Source organism: Streptomyces griseosporeus (assembly GCF_014656055.1).
Taxonomy (GTDB): domain Bacteria; phylum Actinomycetota; class Actinomycetes; order Streptomycetales; family Streptomycetaceae; genus Streptomyces; species Streptomyces griseosporeus.
The window spans coordinates 98,153-114,221 of record NZ_BNBR01000006.1 but is presented as its reverse complement, the minus strand read 5'-3'; the positions used below and the strand labels follow the sequence as shown (position 1 = coordinate 114,221).

Here is a 16,069-nt window from a genome sequence, read left to right as displayed (position 1 = left end):
CCAGAAGGAAGACAGATGGTAGCCGTGGACATTGAACGGGCTGTGTCGGAGATCGGGAACGCCGAAGGCTTTCCCGGTCTCACCAGGGCGTGGCGATGGTCTCCCATGTCGAGGTTCGTGTTCTCGCTGGCGCTGGACGACGAAGGGGACTGGGCCTACCAGGTGAACACTCTCGATTCGTTCGACGAGGGTCTGGTCAGGGCAGTCCTTGAGTTCGCGCGCGAACACCGCCTCGGCCGCGGCCAGGACGCACAGCCGTTCACGGTGGTACCCGGTTTCACGTACGGGTCCTACGGATTCGATGCCGTGGTATCGGTGCCTCCGGCCGTCCACGGCTACCACATCGGGCGCAATGAGGATCTGAACGAGGTCGTCAGCGCCGTCTTCCCTGCTTATCAGTGCGAGTTCTCCGGAAGCGAGACACTCGACGAGGCGACATACCGCTTCAAGCGGATGCTGCATCCGACGGTCATGTCACGGCCGCCGGTTCCTTACCTCCGGATGAAGTACGACAACACCAAGACCGGTGGGGGAAGCGTGGGGCCGGACCGGGGATTCACCACCCCCGACGTCCTGCTTCGGGAGTTGGAACTCCTCCAGGGTGCTCCGGGAAGCTACGTGGAGTTCGAGAATTACCGCGGAGAAGTCTGGCGCATCGTGTGGGACGGCGCCTGGATCGTGAACGGCGCGAGTCAGGACGTCCCGTTGTCGGAGGAGTGGGTGATGACATCACTGGGATGTCCCACCAGGTGACATGACAGGGCGCTCCCGCCGTCGAGGCGGGGGCGCCCTGTTCGTTTCGATCGACTGTGCGGGATGATTGCGCTCGTCTCTGAGCACGTTGATCGAAAGCGCCGCCACCGTCATGCCCCCTCTTCTCCAGTACACCGCCATCGTCATAGGCCTCCCCGTCCTCGCCTGGGCCCTGTGGAGCAGCGCCCGCCTGGCCCGCGCCAACCGCAACGGCACGGCTGGCATGGACGTCAGCGCGTACGGCCTCCTGCCCCGCGAGGAGCTGGACGCCTCGGAGTACGGCCCGATCGCCCCCGAGGTCGCCGACGCCACCCTCGCCGCCCGCCAGGGCGACTGGCGCCCGGGCGCGGCCCTGCTCGCAGCGACGGGCCAGGACTGGGACCGGCGCTGGTACGTCCTGACCAGGCTCGCCCAGGTCGCCCCGCAGGAGGACGCCTGGCTGACCGCCTGGCGTACCGAGCGCCCCGGAGACCCCGACGCGGCGGCCGTCCACGCCCAGGCCCTGCTCTACCTCGCCTGGCACGCCCGCGGTGAGGGCTACGCCGAGAACACCCCGGCCGACCGACTGGCCCGCTTCAAGCAGCTGCTCCAGGCGGCCTTCGAAGAGGCACGGTCAGCCGCCGCACTCGCCCCCCACGACCCGTCCCCCTGGGTCACCATGGTCACCGCGGCCCGCGGCCTCGTCCTCCCGCACGAGGAGTTCCGCCGCCTCTGGTCCGAGCTGACCGCCCGCGCCCCCCACCACTTCTACGCCCACCTCAACGCCCTCCAGTACTGGTGCGCCAAGTGGTGCGGCTCGGACCGCATGGCCCACCGCTTCGCGCAGGAGGCCGCGGCGTCGGCCCCGCCGCAGTCGCTCCTCTCGGTCCTCCCCCTGGAGGCCGCCTTCGAACGCGCCCTGCAGGGCGCCGGCCAGGTCCCCCTCGCCGGCCGCCACCCCAAGTCCGAACTGGACGCCGTCCGCGCCGCACTGTCCGCCGTACCCGCGGACGACCCCCGCTCCCGCCTGGTCCGCCACCGCCTCGCCGCGGCGCTGACCCTGGCCGGGAAGGGCAGCGAGGCCCTGGAGCACTTCCGCATCCTGGAGCCGTGGGTCGGCGGAGAGCCTTGGTCGTACCACGGGAACCCCGTCGCCATGTACGACCGCGCCCGCGCCCTGGCGATCGTGAAGGCGGGCAGTGGCCTGCGGCGACAGCGCAAGCCCGTCGGCGCTCCCCTGGGGTGACAACCGTGCCAGAGCTCCCGACGAGTCCTGCGGAGTTCTTCCTCCGCACCTGGGGCGAACCGCAGCGCGAGGCGTCGTTCGGGACTCTCGACGGTCACGACATCCGGATCCTCAAGTGGGTCGAGGGGGAGGGCGAGGACGAGCTGACCTTCTACCGCACCTCCGGTGTCTGCGACATCCCGGTACCGGGCGCGAACACGAGGCACCGGCAGGAGTTCTTCCTCTCCTGCGATCCGGAATGCGACGACCTCGCCGAGTCGATCGCACAGGTCGGGATCTACGCCGCACGATCGGGCAAGGCCCTCGCGGCGCAGACCGTCTACCGGGCGCCGGGACCGCTCTGGCCGGGAACCGGACTCGCCGGCTTCGTGGTCGCGACTCCCTTCGACGGGGAAGCGACGAGCTTGACGATGCGCTGATCGACGCCCAGGAGCGAGCCGAGGTCGATTTCTGGAACCCGTACCGCGCGCCGGTCTCCTTGGCCGCCCCGAACAACTCGCACTGATCAGGGGTGAGATGAAGAAGGCCGACGCCCGCCGTGTCACGTCCGACTGGGCCGAGCTGTTCCCCGAGTTCACGGTCTGGAAGCCCCTGCGCCTCCTCCGCCGTATCGGCCCGGTCCTCCAGGGCATCACTCTGAACCGCTCGACGTCGGGGGAGCAGTACTACCCGACCGCCCATGTGCATGCCCTGACCCGGGACTTTCCGGTGGTGTCCCTCTCCCTGGCGCATTACCAGCACCAGCCCGTGACGGCCAAGGAAGCCGTCGACGTCGGACGGCACGCGGAGACGTTCCGCGCGGTGGCGGGCCGTACGGAGGAGCGCAGCCCGCTCCCACTCCGCCGCCGCCCGGACATCGCCGAGATCGTCCAGGCGTACCGGGCCGCCGCCGTGGCGGCACAGCGGGGACGGCGGATCCCCACGGGGATCCCCGAGCTGGAGGACATGGTCCTGGTCCCCGCCGCGGCGGGCGAGCGGCCCCTGGCGGAGGAAACCCTCGATTGGGTGCGGCAGATCGCCGACGGGTGGTCCAAGTACGAGGCACCGATGGGGTGGACGGACACACAGGAATGGCTTGCCCACCTGGAGGAGCGAGCCGGCGACCCGGCGGGGCTCGCGGCGACGGTCGAGGAGCAGATCGCGCAGCATGGGCTGGCGAAGGTACGGGCCGAGTCGCGCCCTGGGATGATGGCCCCGTGAGTGAGGCAATGCAGTCGGCCGCGGATGCCGTCGAGGCGCATGTGCGGGAGTTCTTCGCGGGGCATGAGGTGGAGGCCGTCGACTACGACCTCGGGCCGGGGCGGCGGGAGACCGTGCCGCGCCTCCGCATCCTCGTCGTGGCACCCGGCCCCCGCGACGACGCGTGGGCGTACGTGACCGCCGGCTGCTGGGACGTGATGCAGCGCGACGGTCACGGGCTGGAGTTCGTGATGACCGCGCACGTCCGTGACGAGCGGTTCGTCCAGCTCATGGCGATGATCGCCTACTACCACTGCGGCGGTCACCGGCTCGACCTCGCGCACAGCATGCCGCTCGGCGAGCCGTGGGTACCGGGTTCGAGCTGCGACCACCTGCTCGTCAGCCTCCCCTACATGCACGGCCCCGACCTCGAACACTGCCCCCTGCCCGACGGCGGCCACGCCCGCATCCTCTGGACCCTGCCGGTGACCGCCGCCGAGATCGAGTACCGCAGGCGCCACGGCCACGAGGCGCTGGAGCAGCGGCTCGACGACGCGGCGATCATCCCGACGGACCCGTTCCGGAAGTCGGTGGTCTGATGGCCGAGCCGAGGCTCCGCGCGACCGAGGAGGGCGGACGCGTCGTGGACGACCCGACCGAGGAAGAGCTGCACGACCTGCTGTCGGAGATGAATCTCTGGCACCGGTACGTGATCCTGGAGCGGTGCGATCTGGAACCGCGCGGCCAGCACTACATGCAGGCCTACCTCAACGACGACATGAGCTACCAGGTCGAGTACCGCGCAGGCGGCCCGGACCAGCACTACCAGACACACATCTCGACGCCCCACGAACTCGACCGGCCGAAACCCGTCGCCGACTTGATGATGGACTGGGCGCACGACCGCCCCGGGTGGCGTGAGGCGGTGCCGTGGGTTCCCCTGCGGGTGTGAGGAGTGGCTTTGCTGGTCGAAGCGGATGTCGTCGCGGCCCTGCGTGCGCCGCGCGCCGGCAGTGTCGCCCGCGTCTACGCCGCCGCCTGCGCCGAGCGCATGGCCCAGATCTTCACCGGTCTCCGCGCGGGCGCGCCGGGACGTGACGCCGACGCCGACTTCTTCGTCGACACAATGGGTCGGTTGTGGCGTCCGGAAGAGCCGCTCGACGACGCCCCGGCCCGGGCGGGGCGGCTCGAAGAGTTTCCGGAGATGCGGCCCCCGGAGACGGGCCACACCGCCGTCCGCGACATCTACGCCTTTTACAGCGTGCTCACGCTCCGGTACGCGGTCCTCTGCGCCGGTTCCGGCGATGCCGCGGAGGCCGAGCACTGCGGGCATGTGGTGCTGACGGCGATGGGACAGATGCAGCAGAACGTCGCCGGCTCCCGCTTCTACGAGGACGAACTGGCCTGGCAGCGCCGCTCCGTCCCGCTCGGCGGGGAAACGGTCGACGCCGCTGCGCTGCGGGCGGACTGCGTCCGAACGGGGCGGGCACGTCTGGACGCCGTACTGGCCAGGTTGAAGTGATGACGCTGTGGGACGTTGAGGTCGGCCGGTTCTCGGACGGCCTTCTGGCATGCTCTCCCGAGTCTCTGCGCCGGCTCGGGCTCCGGGTCATCGAGGAGACGGTCACGGTGTACGGCCGTCCCCTGGAGGAGCTGTTCGACGCCTCCACCGTCACCCTCTACCGGCGTGCAGTGGAGGAGTTCCACTCCGCCGACGCCGCGCAGGACGAGTGGGACCAGCTGCTCGCCGACGCCTGGGACTGGCAGGAAAGCAAGTCCCCCTTCACCGCGGCCTCGCTCTGTCAGGCGCTCGCGCAGTACGCCGACTCTGTGCTCGGTGAGGCGCCCGAGGGGATGCTGGAGATGCTGTCCTCCTGCTACGAGTCGGTGCTGAACGCCACCTCCCTCGGCCGCACGGTCACCGTCGACGCGGAGCGGGGCGATCCCCGCTGCCGCCGGGCCGTCGAGCTTCAGCTGGCCCTGATCGAGGAGATCTGCGGGGTCGTCGCCTGAGGCGGACCTCCCTCACGCCGCCGACAGTTCGCACCACACGTACTTCCCCCGGTTCCCGAATCTCGACAGCGGCTGCCAGCCCCACAGGTCCGAGCAGGTCCGTACGACGCACAGGCCCCGCCCGTCCTCGCCCTCGGTCGGCGGTACGGCGGTGAATCCGCCGGGGAAGTGCGGCGGCTCCGGGTCCGCGTCCCACGCCCCGACCCGCAGCGTGCCGTCACGCCAGCGCACCCGCAGGGCCGCCGGGCCCTTCGTGTGCCGTACGGCGTTGGAGACCAGCTCCGCGCCGAGCAGTTCCGCGAGGTCGGCGAGGTGGATCAGGCCGTGCACGGTCAGAACCAGCCGGATCAGGCGGCGGCAGACGGGGACGGCACGAATGTCGTTGGGGATGTAGAGGGAGTATTCCCAGGCTTCGGTCTCGGGCATGCGTCAACTCCGGTTCGTGGTCAGGGATTCGGAGAGGCTGCGGGTGTTCCGGGCGGTGTCATTGCCGCGCCCGCCATGGCATGGCGGGGCCGGTGCGCTTCCGGTGCCCCGGATGGTTCCGCAGCGTATGCGTCGCGTCACCGACGGTAGACCTTAAAGTTTCGGTGGAGCAAGTGGGTCGCGTAATCTGGCACCCGAACGAGTCGCCTGAGCAGGCGTGTTGGGGCAAGGAGCGGTCGATGGGAACCAGGCGCGAACCGACGGCACGGCAACTCCGCCTGGCGACCGAGCTGCGCAGACTCCGGGACGCTGCCGGGCTCAGTGCCCGGGAGGCGGCGAACCTGCTCGGCGTCAGCAACGTGCAGATCAGCCAGATCGAAGCCGGCCTGTCCGGGGTCAGCGAGCAGCGACTGCGGCGGCTCGCCTCCAACTACGCCTGTTCGGATGGCCGGTTGATCGATGCCCTCGTGGTCATGGCTACCGACCGGACCCGAGGGTGGTGGGAGGAGTACCGCGGGTCGCTGCCCACGCCCTTCCTCGACATCGCGGAGCTGGAACACCACGCCACCTATCGGCGCGACGTGGAGTTCCTGTTCATCCCGGGTCTGTTGCAGACGGAGGAGTATGCCCGTGCCGCCTTCGCCTCCCGTATCCCTCACCTCCCGGCTGACGAACTGGAGCTGCGCGTCCAGCACCGCATGCAGCGCAAGGTGATCCTGACGGGAGCCAGGCCCGTCCCGTACGAAGCGGTCATCCACGAGGCCGCCCTTCGCATCCGTGTCGGCGACCGCGCGGCCTCAGCGGCTCAGCTCGCCCGCGTGCTGGAGGTGTCCGACGCCGAGCACATCACCGTTCGGGTCGTCCCCTTCGACCTGGACGGTTTCGGCGGCGCGTGGAGCGCCATGATGCTCGCGGGCGGTGCGGTGCCGAGGCTGGACACCGCCGTCCGGGACGCCCCGCATGGCACCGCCTTCATCGACTCAGAAGCACAGCTGGACGTCTTTCGAAAACTCTTCCGTAAAGTAGAAGCCGCGTCGCTCGACCCGGCACAGTCGCGCGACTTCATCCATAAGCTGGCCAAGGAGTTGTGAGCCCACCGTGACCCTCTCCTGTCACTGGCGGAAGTCGTCCTACTCGGGCGGCGGCGACGGCAACAACTGCGTGGAGATCGCTCACCTAGGCCCCCACATAGCCATCCGCGACTCCAAATCCCCCACCCGCACCCCCCTCACCTTCCCCGCCACCGCCTTCGCCCCCTTCCTCGACGCCCTCAAGGCGACCCCCGAACGGTAAAGCGCAGGTCAGGCGAGGCGCCCCCCGGGCGCCGCTGTCAGTGGGCTCGCTTACGATGCGCCGCATGTCGCACGCATCCGCCCCCGCGCTCCCGCCTCCCGACTTCGAGGTGGCCTCCGCTCACCCCGAGGCCGCCTGGTTGCGGCAGGCCGCCGCCGCGCGGGACTGGGCGGCGATCCGGAACTACGTCGACGGGCTGCCCGCCGGTACCGACCGCTCCTTCGCCGTGCGGCAGCTCGGCGAGGTGAAGGGTGTGGAGGAGTGGCTGCGGCCCCTCGTCGACGCCCAGCCGCACGACGTCCTCGCGCTCACCGTCCTCGGGGCCCGTGAGGTCAACATCGGCTGGGAGATCCGGACGTCGTACGCCGCCGAGCACGTCAGCCGAGAGCAGTTCGCCGGACTCCACGCCCACCTGCGGCAGGCCGAGCAGCTGCTCATCCGGGCCACCGCCCTCGACCCGGCGTTCGACGCGGCCTGGTGCGAGCGGCTCACCACCGCCATGGGCCTCCAGCTCGGGCAGAACGAGGCCCGCAGGCGGTACGAGCAGCTCGCCAAGCACCACCCGCATCACCTCACCGCCCAGGCCCGGCTCCTCCAGCAGCTCTGCCCCAAGTGGAGCGGCAGCTGGGAGGCCGCCCACGGGTTCGTACGGGAGTGCGCGGACGCCGCCCCTGAGGGCGCGCCCAACGCCGGTCTCGTCGCCGAGGCCCACTTCGAGCACTGGTACGCGCTCAAGGGCGCCGAGCGGGACGCCTACCTGCGGCAACCGCACGTACGGACAGAACTGGCCCAGGCCGCCGACCGGTCCGTCTTCCACCCCGGCTTCCAGCGCGGGTACGGCTGGGTCTCCGTCACCGGCTGCTTCGCCGCGCTGTTCTCCCTCATGGGCGACCTGCCGCGCGCCGCCGCCTGCTTCCGCCTGCTCGGCAACCTCGCCGGCGAATACCCCTGGGACTACTTCGGCAACGCCGCCCAGTCCTACATACGCCACCGCGACGCGGCCCTCGCCCGAGGCTGACCGGCGCTGCCCGCTGCCCGCACCAGAACAGAGAAACCGCCATGAACCCGCAGGCCGACATCCTCCTCACCGACGTCGACGGCATCCCCGCCCTCTTCGCCCACTCCGCCGGCCCGATGCGCGCCGGGCTCGTCTTCCGCGTCGGTGTCGCCGACGAGACGCTCGCCCGTACCGGCGTCACGCATCTCGTCGAGCACCTCGCCCTGCACCGCCAGGGCCTGGCCGCACACGACTACAACGGCACCACCAAGGACGCCTTCACGCACTTCTACACGGAAGGCGACGAAGCCCAGATCCTCGCCTACCTGCAGAGCGTCTGCGCCTCCCTCGCCGACCTGCCCATGGAACGGCTGGCGACCGAGAAGGAGATCCTGCGCACCGAGGAGTCCCGACGGGACCGGCCGCAGCTCCCGCTGTGGCGGTACGGCGCCCAGGGGTACGGCCTCCCCAGTTACCCCGAGTGGGGCGTGCCGCTGCTGGGCCCCGACGACGTACGGCACTGGGCGCAGACCTGGTTCACGCAGGGCAACGCCGTGCTGTGGGTGGCGGGGGAGCGGATCCCGGCCGGGCTGTCGCTGAAGCTGCCCCCGGGCGAGCGGCGCCCCCTGCCCGCCGTCACCTCCGCCCTGCCCTCCACCCCCGCCTACTTCTCCGACGGCAAGGGCGGTGTCCTGCTGGACGCGGTCGTCGCCGACACCGCCGCCGCCCGCGTGTACGCCGGTGTGCTGGAGCGCGCGCTCACCCGCGCCCTGCGCCAGGAGGGCGGCTACTCCTACACCACCGCCGCCGACCACACCTCCCGCCGCGACGGCCACGCCGTGATCGCCGCGTTCGCGGACGCGCTGCCCGACCGGCAGGACGCCGTGCTCGGCGGCTTCGTCGACGTCCTCGCCGCGCTCCAGGCCGGCCGTGTCGACGGCGGCGACCTGGAGACCGTGCGCGGGCGGGCCGAGACGGCGCTCACCGCGCCCGACGCGGCCGTACGACGGCTCGTCGGGGCCGCCGAGGACCTGCTCGCCGGGCGTCCGCCGGTGCCGCTGGAGCAGCAGCGGGCCGAGCTGCGGGCGGTGACGGACCAGCACGTGCACGCCGTGGCCCTGGAAGCGGCCGGTACGGCCCTGCTGCAGGTGCCCGCCGGGCACAGCGCCGACTGGGCCGGTTACACGGCCGCGCCCACGACCTCGCCGTACGCCGTCACCGGACGCCGTTTCACGGCCCGCGACAACAGCGGCTGCGCCCTGGTGCTCGGGGCGGACGGCGTCAGCTTCGTCGGCCGGGAGGCGGACGGCACCGAGTCCGCGGCGACCGTCCTGCACCGCGCCTGCGCGGCGGTCCTGACCTGGCCGGACGGCGGACGGCGACTCATCGGCACGGACGGCCTGGTCGTCGACGTCGAACCCGACCGGTACGGCATCGACGCCACCGCGCTGGCCGCCCTGGACGCCGCCCTGCCCCCGGCAGCGGTCGTCCCACAACCCCCGCGCGAGCGACGCTCCTTCACCCCCGCGCAGCACTCAGCGCACCCGCACGCCACGGCACAAGCCCCCGCCTTCCGCCGCCGCACCACCGGCCAGACGGTGTCCCTGGTCATCTGGGGCATCCTGACCGTCCTGCTGGCCTTCGTGGCCCTGTCGGTCACGGTGGCTCGCAGCGAGTTCGGCACCGGGGAGTGGGTGGTCATGCTCGGCATCCTGTGGGGCATCACGGCCCTGTGCGCCTGGCCCGCGATCCGCATCCTGCGCGACACCCGACGTGGCTGACCGGCCGCCGCCTCCCGCGGCGAGGCGGACCGCCCGGCTCACGCGTGCTGCGCGGGACCGATGAGCCGTTGCCCGACCCGCTCGGCCAGCCACTGGGCGAAGCGGTCCTCGTAACCGTCGCCGTTGTGGCGCCGGACGTGGACGAGCACGAGGTGGGTGTCGGCGGGGGCGTCGAGTTCGCGGGAGTCGCAGTTCAGCAGGAGCGTGACCTCGGCGTGCTTGTCCTCGCCGTACAGGTCACGTTCCGGCGCCGCGGGCCAGGACAGTGACGACCAGCGGATGGCGGCCATGTGACCGCCGACCACCTTGGCGAAGCGGTCCTCGACGGTCCCCACGGGCTGGTCGAGCATCGAGAGCGACAGCGGGAGGTACGGCTGCAAGCCGACCGGGTCGCCGGGAAGCTCACGGGCGGGCACCCCGCCGGTCAGGTCTGGGACGCCGGGCGCTGCGAGGATCGGCGCGTCCAGGTGCCAGCAGGTGAACCACGCCTCCGGCAGCGCGTCACGCAGCCGTATCGCCTCGGCCGCCGTCGGCACCTCGGTCTCCACCGACACCTGGGACCACGGTCGGGCGCCGAACGCCACCAACCGGCGGGCCGCCCGTAGGGCCAGATCCCGGTCCGCCGTCCGGAACACGGGATAGGCGACGTCATTCGACACGGCAGACCCGCGTCCCGCTCACCGACGGCTCAACGGCCGTACGGATACCCGTACGGCTGCCCCGGGTGCGGTGCCGGGGCGACCCCGTACTGCGGCTGGCGTGGGGTCTTCTTGTCGAACTCGGCGAACAGCAGCATGACCGTCGCCGTGAGCAGCGTGAGGATGGCGATCAGGCCCAGGCCCGCCTTGCTGTCGTCGTGGGGGAGGATCTCCGACCAGCTCATCGACACGATCTCGTAGAGCACGAAGGACCCGAACGCGCACCAGTCCGCGGGCCGGTTCCGGCGGATCGCGATGTAGAGGAAGGGGACCCAGATCAGCAGGCCCAGGGACGCCCATACCAGGGCCACCCACGCGAGCCGCTGCCACCAGCCCGCCTCAAGACGCTTTCCCATACGCTCCTCGCCCCCCTCTTCCACGCTCCCCGCGCCGGTACGACCGGCAAGGCTGACAAAGGGGAGCGCGGAAGAAGACTAGGACAGGAACGCGCTGTTCGGGCGCCCGGGGTTACGACGACTTCGGCTTCTGCACCCGGAGCGACTTCACCACGTGCGCCGCGACCTTCTGCCCGGCGGCGGCGCCGTTGTCGGAGCCGGCCGTCGACAGCAGGGTCAGCACGCTCGTGCCGACGCGCGCGGCGATCAGCGTGCTGCCGTTCTCCCAGGCGCTGCTGGTGAGGGTGATCGTGTACGCCTCGTCGCCCAGGCCGGGCGTCTCCTTGCCGGTGACCTTCACCTTGGCGTGCGTGGAGGTGTCGATCCAGGTCGGGCAGGCGGCGACCGCGGCCCGCACGTCCTTCATGACGGCCTGCGCGGTGGTGCCCCGGAAGCCGTCCAGCTCCTGGGTGATCTCCTCGGTCTGGTCGGGCTGCTTCGCGTGGTCCGACTGTGCGAAGGAGACACCGCCCTTGAGGCCGGTGATGTCCAGCCAGTACGTGTTGCCGAACTTGGCGCAGTCCGTCTTGCCGGCGGTCTTCGCGGGCGGCGCGATGAACTCGTCGCCGCTGTCCGCCGTACCGTCCGCGACGGGCGTCACGCCCTTCGGCATGAGGGAGGACGGCGCCAGCGCCTGCTTCAGCTGCGTGCCCGTCAGCACACCGGCGTTGGGGTTCGCGGGCTTGCTGGGCGCGGACGCCTTGCCGTCGGAGCCGGAGGAACCGGAGGAACCGGAGGAGCAGGCCGCCAGGGAGAGGGCCAGCGGGAGGGCGGCGACGGCGAACGCCGCACGGGTGGCGGCACGGGACGGGAGACGCATGTGGATCCTTGCGTGGAACGCGATCGGTGAGATCGGCTGTGGGAACTGCGGTGCGGGGGGCCTCGTGAATCTACGGAACGCCCGGCCACGAAGTGATCTCAGCTCGCCCAAAGCTCGGTCAAGGTACCTGGCGGGTTCGGGGATCCTGCAGTGACATGGGGGGTTCCTGTGATCTTCGAGTGGGGTGGGGATGGCCGAGCACCGGCAGTCCAAGAAGCGTCGTTACATCGCCTGGGGCGCGGCGGGAGCCGTCGTCGTCGCCGGAGGCGGCATCGCCGCGCAGCAGTCCATGGCCGCCACCGCCTGGCCCGCGCAGAAGACCTTCACGGGCCGCGCCTTCGACGCCTGCACCGCGCCCTCCACGGCCGCGATGAAGGCCTGGCACACCGGCTTCTACGGCGCCGCCGCCGTCTACATCGGCGGCAAGAACCGCGGCTGCGCGCAGCCCAACCTCACCGCGTCCTGGGTGAAGTCGGTCAACTCCATCGGCTGGAAGCTGATCCCGATCTACGTCGGCGCCCAGCCGCCCTGCCAGACCGGTTCCAACCCGGAGAAGATGACCGCCGCCAACGCCGCCTCCCTCGGCGTCACCGACGCCACGGACGCCGTCGCCAAGGCCTCCGCGCTCGGCATGAAGGCCGGCAGCCCCGTCTACCTCGACATGGAGCCGTACGACATCACCAACAAGGCGTGCAACGACGCCGTGCTGACGTACGTGCGCTCCTTCAGCAAGACCCTGCGCGCCAAGACCTACCGCAGCGGCTACTACGGCTTCAGCAGCTCCAGCGCCAAGGCGATCGCGACCGCCACCAACAAGACGGACCTGCCGGGCAACCTCTGGTACGCGCTGTGGGACAAGCAGAACACCACCACTGCCGACTGGCCGTGGGGGTCGACGCAGTACACCGACCACAGCCGGGGCCATCAGTACATGGTCAACAGCAAGGAGTCGCGGGGCGGCTACACGATCACCGTGGACCGTGACGCCTGGGACGCTCCGGTCGCGATCGTCGGCTGACCCTCCCCGCGACGGCGGCGCGCGGCGGTGCCGCAACCCGTGGTGAATCGTTGGTCGAATGGGTTGGCCTCAGCTCGTCCCCTGCCTACCATCGATCACCGCAAGACTTTGTGCACCGCCGCACAATCTCCTCGGGAGGTTTCCTTGCACCGCCGCCGTCGCACCGCGCTCCTGCTCACCGCCGCGATCGCCGCGGCGCCTCTCCTGACCGCCTGCGGAAACGACGCGCACCCCGGTGCGGCAGCCGTCGTCGGCGACCAGCGGATCACCGTCGCGCAGCTGGAGAGCCGGGTGAACGAGGTCCGCGCGGCGCAGCGCGAGGCCGTGCCGGACCAGGCGCAGTACGCGCGGGTCGTCGCCGGTACGGCCGGGCTCACCCGGGACACGCTGCACGGCATGGTGCTCGACCGGGTCCTGCACCGGGCCGCCGAGGACGCGGGCGTGACCGTGACCCGGCGGGACGTGCAGGAGCTGCGGGCCCAGCTGGAGGGGCAGGTCGGCGGCGCGAAGGCGCTGGAGACGGCCTGGCTGCAGCAGTACGGCGTGCCGCCGCAGCGGCTGGAGGACAACCTGCGGCTGCAGGCCGAGGCGCAGAAGCTGGCCGCGGCGCTGGGCACCCGGACCGACCAGCCGGCCTTCTGGGCGGCGCTGTCCAAGGCCTCCAAGGAACTGGGCGTCGAGCTGAACCCGCGCTACGGCAGCTGGGACGCGCAGAAGGTGGGGCGGGTGAACGGGAAGACGCCGTGGGTACGTGAGGTGACCGGCGGCGGGCAGCAGGCGTAACGGTACGGCGGTCTCGTCGGCGCCCGGCGCGGGTGCCGGCCGGGGGTGGGTCGCGCGGCCCGGCGCTACGGGGTGCCTCCCCCAAGCTCTTCGAGCAGGGGGTACCCCCAGCGCCCACCCTCCCCCAAGCTCTCGGCTTCGCTCGAGCAGGGGGGACCCCCATCGCCCCAGCGGCACGACTGCCCGCAGCTAGGCCGCCGTAGCCCCAGCGGCACGACCCCCCGCAGCCCGGCGGATTACAGTTCCCACCGTGAACGCAACCCGCCCCGATGACCCCGGCCGCATCGTCCTCCTCACCACCAGCCACCGCGTAGCCCCCGGTCTGCTGTCCTGGGACGCCTGGCAGGTGCTGCACGCCGCCGACCAGGTGCTGTGTGCCGACGGGGCGCATCCGCAGGTGCCGTATCTGAGGGAGGCGGGGATCACCGTCGAGGAGGCGTCCCCGACCGCCGAGGAGGTCGTCGGCGCCTGTGCAGGCGGGCGGACCGTCGTCGTCGTGGCGACCGGCGAGGGGGAGCCCGCGCTCACCGACGGGCTGGCCCGGCTCGCCGGGTCGGGACGCGTGGCGATGCCCGCGCTGGAGCTGCTGCCTGGGTCGTACGACCTGCCCGGCGCCCGGCTGCTCGACCTCGTGCAGGTCATGGACCGGATCCGCGCCGAGTGCCCCTGGTCCTCCCGGCAGACCCACGAGGGCCTGGCGAAGTACGCCATGGAGGAGGCGTACGAGCTGGTCGAGGCCATCGAGGACGGCGACCGCGACGAGCTGCGCGAGGAGCTGGGGGACGTGCTCCTGCAGGTCGTCTTCCACGCGCGGATCGCCGAGGAGGACGCCGAGGAGCCGTTCTCCATCGACGACGTCGCCGGCGGCATCGTCGCCAAGCTCATCCACCGCCACCCCCATGTCTTCGGGGACGCCACCGCCACGACCCCCGAGGAGGTCAAGGCGCACTGGCTGCGCACCAAGGCGCAGGAGAAGCGGCGTACGTCCGTCACCGAGGGCGTCCCCCTGCACCAGCCGGCGCTCTCCCTCGCCGCCAAGCTGGTCTCCCGCGCCCGGACGGCCGGACTCTCCGTGCCGCTGCCCGAGGGCGCCGGCCTCGGCTACGAGCTGCTGGCCCTCGCCGCCCGCGCCGAGGCGGACGGCGTCGACCCCGAGGCCGCCCTGCGCGCAGCCGCCCGCGCCTACCGGGACGCCGTCCGCGCCGCCGAGGGTCACCCCGCGGAACCGGCCACGGACCGCCACCGCGACGCCGAGGCCCACCCGGACGCCTCCGCCGACGACGACCACCACGACGCCGAGGCCCACCCGGGGCCGGATACCGTCGAGGAGTGACCGACCAGCACCACCACCCCCTGCCCGAGGACGCGCCCGAACTCTTCACCTGGGAGTTCGCCGCGAACCCTTACCCCGCCTACGCCTGGCTGCGCGAGCACGCGCCCGTGCACCGCACCCGGCTGCCCAGCGGGGTGGAGGCCTGGCTGGTCACCCGGTACGCCGACGCCCGGCAGGCCCTCGCCGACCAGCGGCTCAGCAAGAACCCGGCGCACCACGCCGAGCCCGCGCACGCCAAGGGCAAGACGGGCATCCCCGGTGAGCGCAAGGCCGAGCTGATGACCCATCTGCTGAACATCGACCCGCCGGACCACACCCGGCTGCGGCGGCTGGTCAGCAAGGCGTTCACCCCGCGCCGGGTCGCCGAGTTCGCGCCGCGTGTGCAGGAGCTGACGGACCGGCTCATCGACGGGTTCGCCGGGCGCGGCTCGGCCGACCTCATCCACGAGTTCGCGTTCCCGCTCCCCATCTACGCGATCTGCGACCTGCTCGGCGTCCCGCGCGAGGACCAGGACGACTTCCGGGACTGGGCGGGCATGATGATCCGTCACGGAGGCGGCCCGCGCGGCGGGGTGGCGCGGTCGGTGAAGAAGATGCGCGGCTATCTCGCCGAGCTCATCCACCGCAAGCGCGCGGCCCTGCCCGCCGAACCCGCCCCGGGCGAGGACCTCATCTCCGGTCTCATCCGGGCCTCCGACCACGGCGAGCACCTCACGGAGAACGAGGCCGCCGCGATGGCCTTCATCCTTCTGTTCGCCGGCTTCGAGACCACCGTGAATCTGATCGGTAATGGGACATATGCCCTGCTCACGCACCCCGAGCAGCGGCAGTCGCTCCAGCGGTCGCTGGCCGCCGGGGAGACGGGGCTGCTGGAGACCGGCGTGGAGGAACTCCTGCGCTACGACGGCCCGGTGGAGCTGGCCACCTGGCGGTTCGCCACCCGGCCCCTCGCCATCGGCGGGCAGGACATCGCACCCGGCGACCCCGTCCTCGTCGTCCTCGCCGCCGCCGACCGGGACCCGGAGCGGTTCGCCGAGCCCGACACCCTCGACCTCGCCCGGCGTGACAACCAGCACCTCGGCTACGGCCACGGCATCCACTACTGCCTCGGCGCCCCGCTCGCCCGCCTGGAGGGCCAGACCGCGCTCGCCACCCTGCTGACCCGGCTGCCCGACCTGCGCCTCGGCGCCGACCCGGCCGACCTGCGCTGGCGCGGCGGGCTCATCATGCGCGGACTGCGCACCCTGCCCGTCGAGTTCACCCCGGCGCCCTGACAAGGAACCGTCGCGACGGCAAAGGTGACACCCCTTCACCTCTGTGATCTTCACGTGATCCTCGCGGCATGAACTTGTGAC

The 16,069-nt window shown here is 71.6% G+C and carries 20 protein-coding genes; 16 read left to right on the top strand and 4 right to left on the bottom strand.

Features of this window, described 5'->3' with window-relative positions; genetic code table 11:
• Positions 1–15: 15 nt before the first annotated feature.
• The 8 genes from IE308_RS27145 (at position 16) to IE308_RS27110 (ending at position 5,170) form a co-directional block, all read left to right on the top strand.
• Positions 16–753 (top strand): hypothetical protein, encoded by a 738-nt coding sequence (locus IE308_RS27145; RefSeq protein ID WP_190219946.1) that lies wholly within the window; start codon positions 16–18, stop codon positions 751–753.
• A gap of 112 nt (positions 754–865) precedes the next feature.
• The gene (locus tag IE308_RS27140; protein ID WP_190219945.1) at positions 866–1,978 is read left to right on the top strand and encodes a hypothetical protein; all 1,113 of its coding nucleotides are present in this window, start codon (positions 866–868) and stop codon (positions 1,976–1,978) included.
• A gap of 5 nt (positions 1,979–1,983) precedes the next feature.
• Entirely contained in the window at positions 1,984–2,397 is a 414-nt protein-coding gene (locus tag IE308_RS27135) for a hypothetical protein (RefSeq protein ID WP_190219944.1), read from the top strand.
• 97 nt (positions 2,398–2,494) lie between these two features.
• A complete protein-coding gene (locus tag IE308_RS27130) occupies positions 2,495–3,178 on the top strand; it encodes a hypothetical protein (protein WP_190219943.1) in 684 nt (227 codons plus the stop codon).
• A complete protein-coding gene (locus tag IE308_RS27125; protein WP_229909156.1) occupies positions 3,175–3,756 on the top strand; it encodes a suppressor of fused domain protein in 582 nt (193 codons plus the stop codon). Before IE308_RS27130 ends, IE308_RS27125 begins: the two co-directional genes overlap by 4 nt.
• Positions 3,756–4,109, top strand: coding sequence for a hypothetical protein (locus IE308_RS27120; protein WP_190219942.1), 354 nt, complete (start codon positions 3,756–3,758; stop codon positions 4,107–4,109). The genes IE308_RS27125 and IE308_RS27120 overlap by 1 nt, the downstream gene beginning before the upstream one ends.
• 9 nt (positions 4,110–4,118) lie before the next feature.
• On the top strand, positions 4,119–4,679 hold the full coding sequence (locus tag IE308_RS27115) for a hypothetical protein (protein ID WP_229909154.1): 561 nt from the start codon (positions 4,119–4,121) through the stop codon (positions 4,677–4,679).
• On the top strand, positions 4,679–5,170 hold the full coding sequence (locus IE308_RS27110; protein ID WP_190219941.1) for a hypothetical protein: 492 nt from the start codon (positions 4,679–4,681) through the stop codon (positions 5,168–5,170). The genes IE308_RS27115 and IE308_RS27110 overlap by 1 nt, the downstream gene beginning before the upstream one ends.
• 12 nt (positions 5,171–5,182) lie before the next feature.
• Here the strand turns inward: IE308_RS27110 and IE308_RS27105 are convergent, their stop codons facing one another.
• Complete coding sequence (locus IE308_RS27105; protein WP_190219940.1) at positions 5,183–5,596, bottom strand: ATP-binding protein; 414 nt, start codon at positions 5,594–5,596, stop codon at positions 5,183–5,185.
• A gap of 239 nt (positions 5,597–5,835) precedes the next feature.
• On the opposite strand from IE308_RS27105, the gene IE308_RS27100 reads away from it, so the two are divergent.
• The 4 genes from IE308_RS27100 to IE308_RS27085 all read left to right on the top strand — a co-directional run bounded on the left by IE308_RS27100 (position 5,836) and on the right by IE308_RS27085 (position 9,667).
• Positions 5,836–6,687, top strand: a complete 852-nt coding sequence (locus tag IE308_RS27100) for a helix-turn-helix domain-containing protein (protein WP_190219939.1) — start codon at positions 5,836–5,838, stop codon at positions 6,685–6,687.
• Positions 6,688–6,694: 7 nt separating this feature from the next.
• Positions 6,695–6,889, top strand: a complete 195-nt coding sequence (locus IE308_RS27095) for a DUF397 domain-containing protein (RefSeq protein ID WP_190219938.1) — start codon at positions 6,695–6,697, stop codon at positions 6,887–6,889.
• Between the two features lie 64 nt (positions 6,890–6,953).
• A complete protein-coding gene (locus IE308_RS27090) occupies positions 6,954–7,907 on the top strand; it encodes a hypothetical protein (protein ID WP_190219937.1) in 954 nt (317 codons plus the stop codon).
• 41 nt (positions 7,908–7,948) lie between these two features.
• Entirely contained in the window at positions 7,949–9,667 is a 1,719-nt protein-coding gene (locus IE308_RS27085; RefSeq protein WP_190219936.1) for a peptidase M16 family protein, read from the top strand.
• A 38-nt stretch (positions 9,668–9,705) separates the two neighbouring features.
• Here IE308_RS27085 and IE308_RS27080 read toward each other — a convergent pair whose 3' ends face one another.
• The 3 genes from IE308_RS27080 to IE308_RS27070 form a co-directional block, all read right to left on the bottom strand.
• Positions 9,706–10,326, bottom strand: a complete 621-nt coding sequence (locus IE308_RS27080; protein WP_190219935.1) for a hypothetical protein — start codon at positions 10,324–10,326, stop codon at positions 9,706–9,708.
• A 29-nt stretch (positions 10,327–10,355) separates the two neighbouring features.
• On the bottom strand, positions 10,356–10,721 hold the full coding sequence (locus tag IE308_RS27075; RefSeq protein WP_190219934.1) for a hypothetical protein: 366 nt from the start codon (positions 10,719–10,721) through the stop codon (positions 10,356–10,358).
• Between the two features lie 112 nt (positions 10,722–10,833).
• Positions 10,834–11,580, bottom strand: a complete 747-nt coding sequence (locus IE308_RS27070) for a hypothetical protein (protein WP_190219933.1) — start codon at positions 11,578–11,580, stop codon at positions 10,834–10,836.
• A gap of 190 nt (positions 11,581–11,770) precedes the next feature.
• Between IE308_RS27070 and IE308_RS27065 the strand changes: the two genes are divergently transcribed.
• The 4 genes from IE308_RS27065 to IE308_RS27050 all read left to right on the top strand — a co-directional run bounded on the left by IE308_RS27065 (position 11,771) and on the right by IE308_RS27050 (position 15,988).
• Entirely contained in the window at positions 11,771–12,598 is an 828-nt protein-coding gene (locus IE308_RS27065; RefSeq protein WP_190219932.1) for a glycoside hydrolase domain-containing protein, read from the top strand.
• A 144-nt stretch (positions 12,599–12,742) separates the two neighbouring features.
• Positions 12,743–13,381 carry a SurA N-terminal domain-containing protein gene (locus tag IE308_RS27060; RefSeq protein WP_190219931.1) on the top strand — a complete coding sequence of 213 codons (639 nt, stop codon included), beginning with the start codon at positions 12,743–12,745 and terminating at the stop codon, positions 13,379–13,381.
• A 250-nt stretch (positions 13,382–13,631) separates the two neighbouring features.
• Entirely contained in the window at positions 13,632–14,714 is a 1,083-nt protein-coding gene (locus IE308_RS27055) for a nucleoside triphosphate pyrophosphohydrolase (RefSeq protein ID WP_190219930.1), read from the top strand.
• Positions 14,711–15,988, top strand: coding sequence for a cytochrome P450 family protein (locus tag IE308_RS27050; RefSeq protein WP_190219929.1), 1,278 nt, complete (start codon positions 14,711–14,713; stop codon positions 15,986–15,988). Before IE308_RS27055 ends, IE308_RS27050 begins: the two co-directional genes overlap by 4 nt.
• Positions 15,989–16,069: the final 81 nt, after the last annotated feature.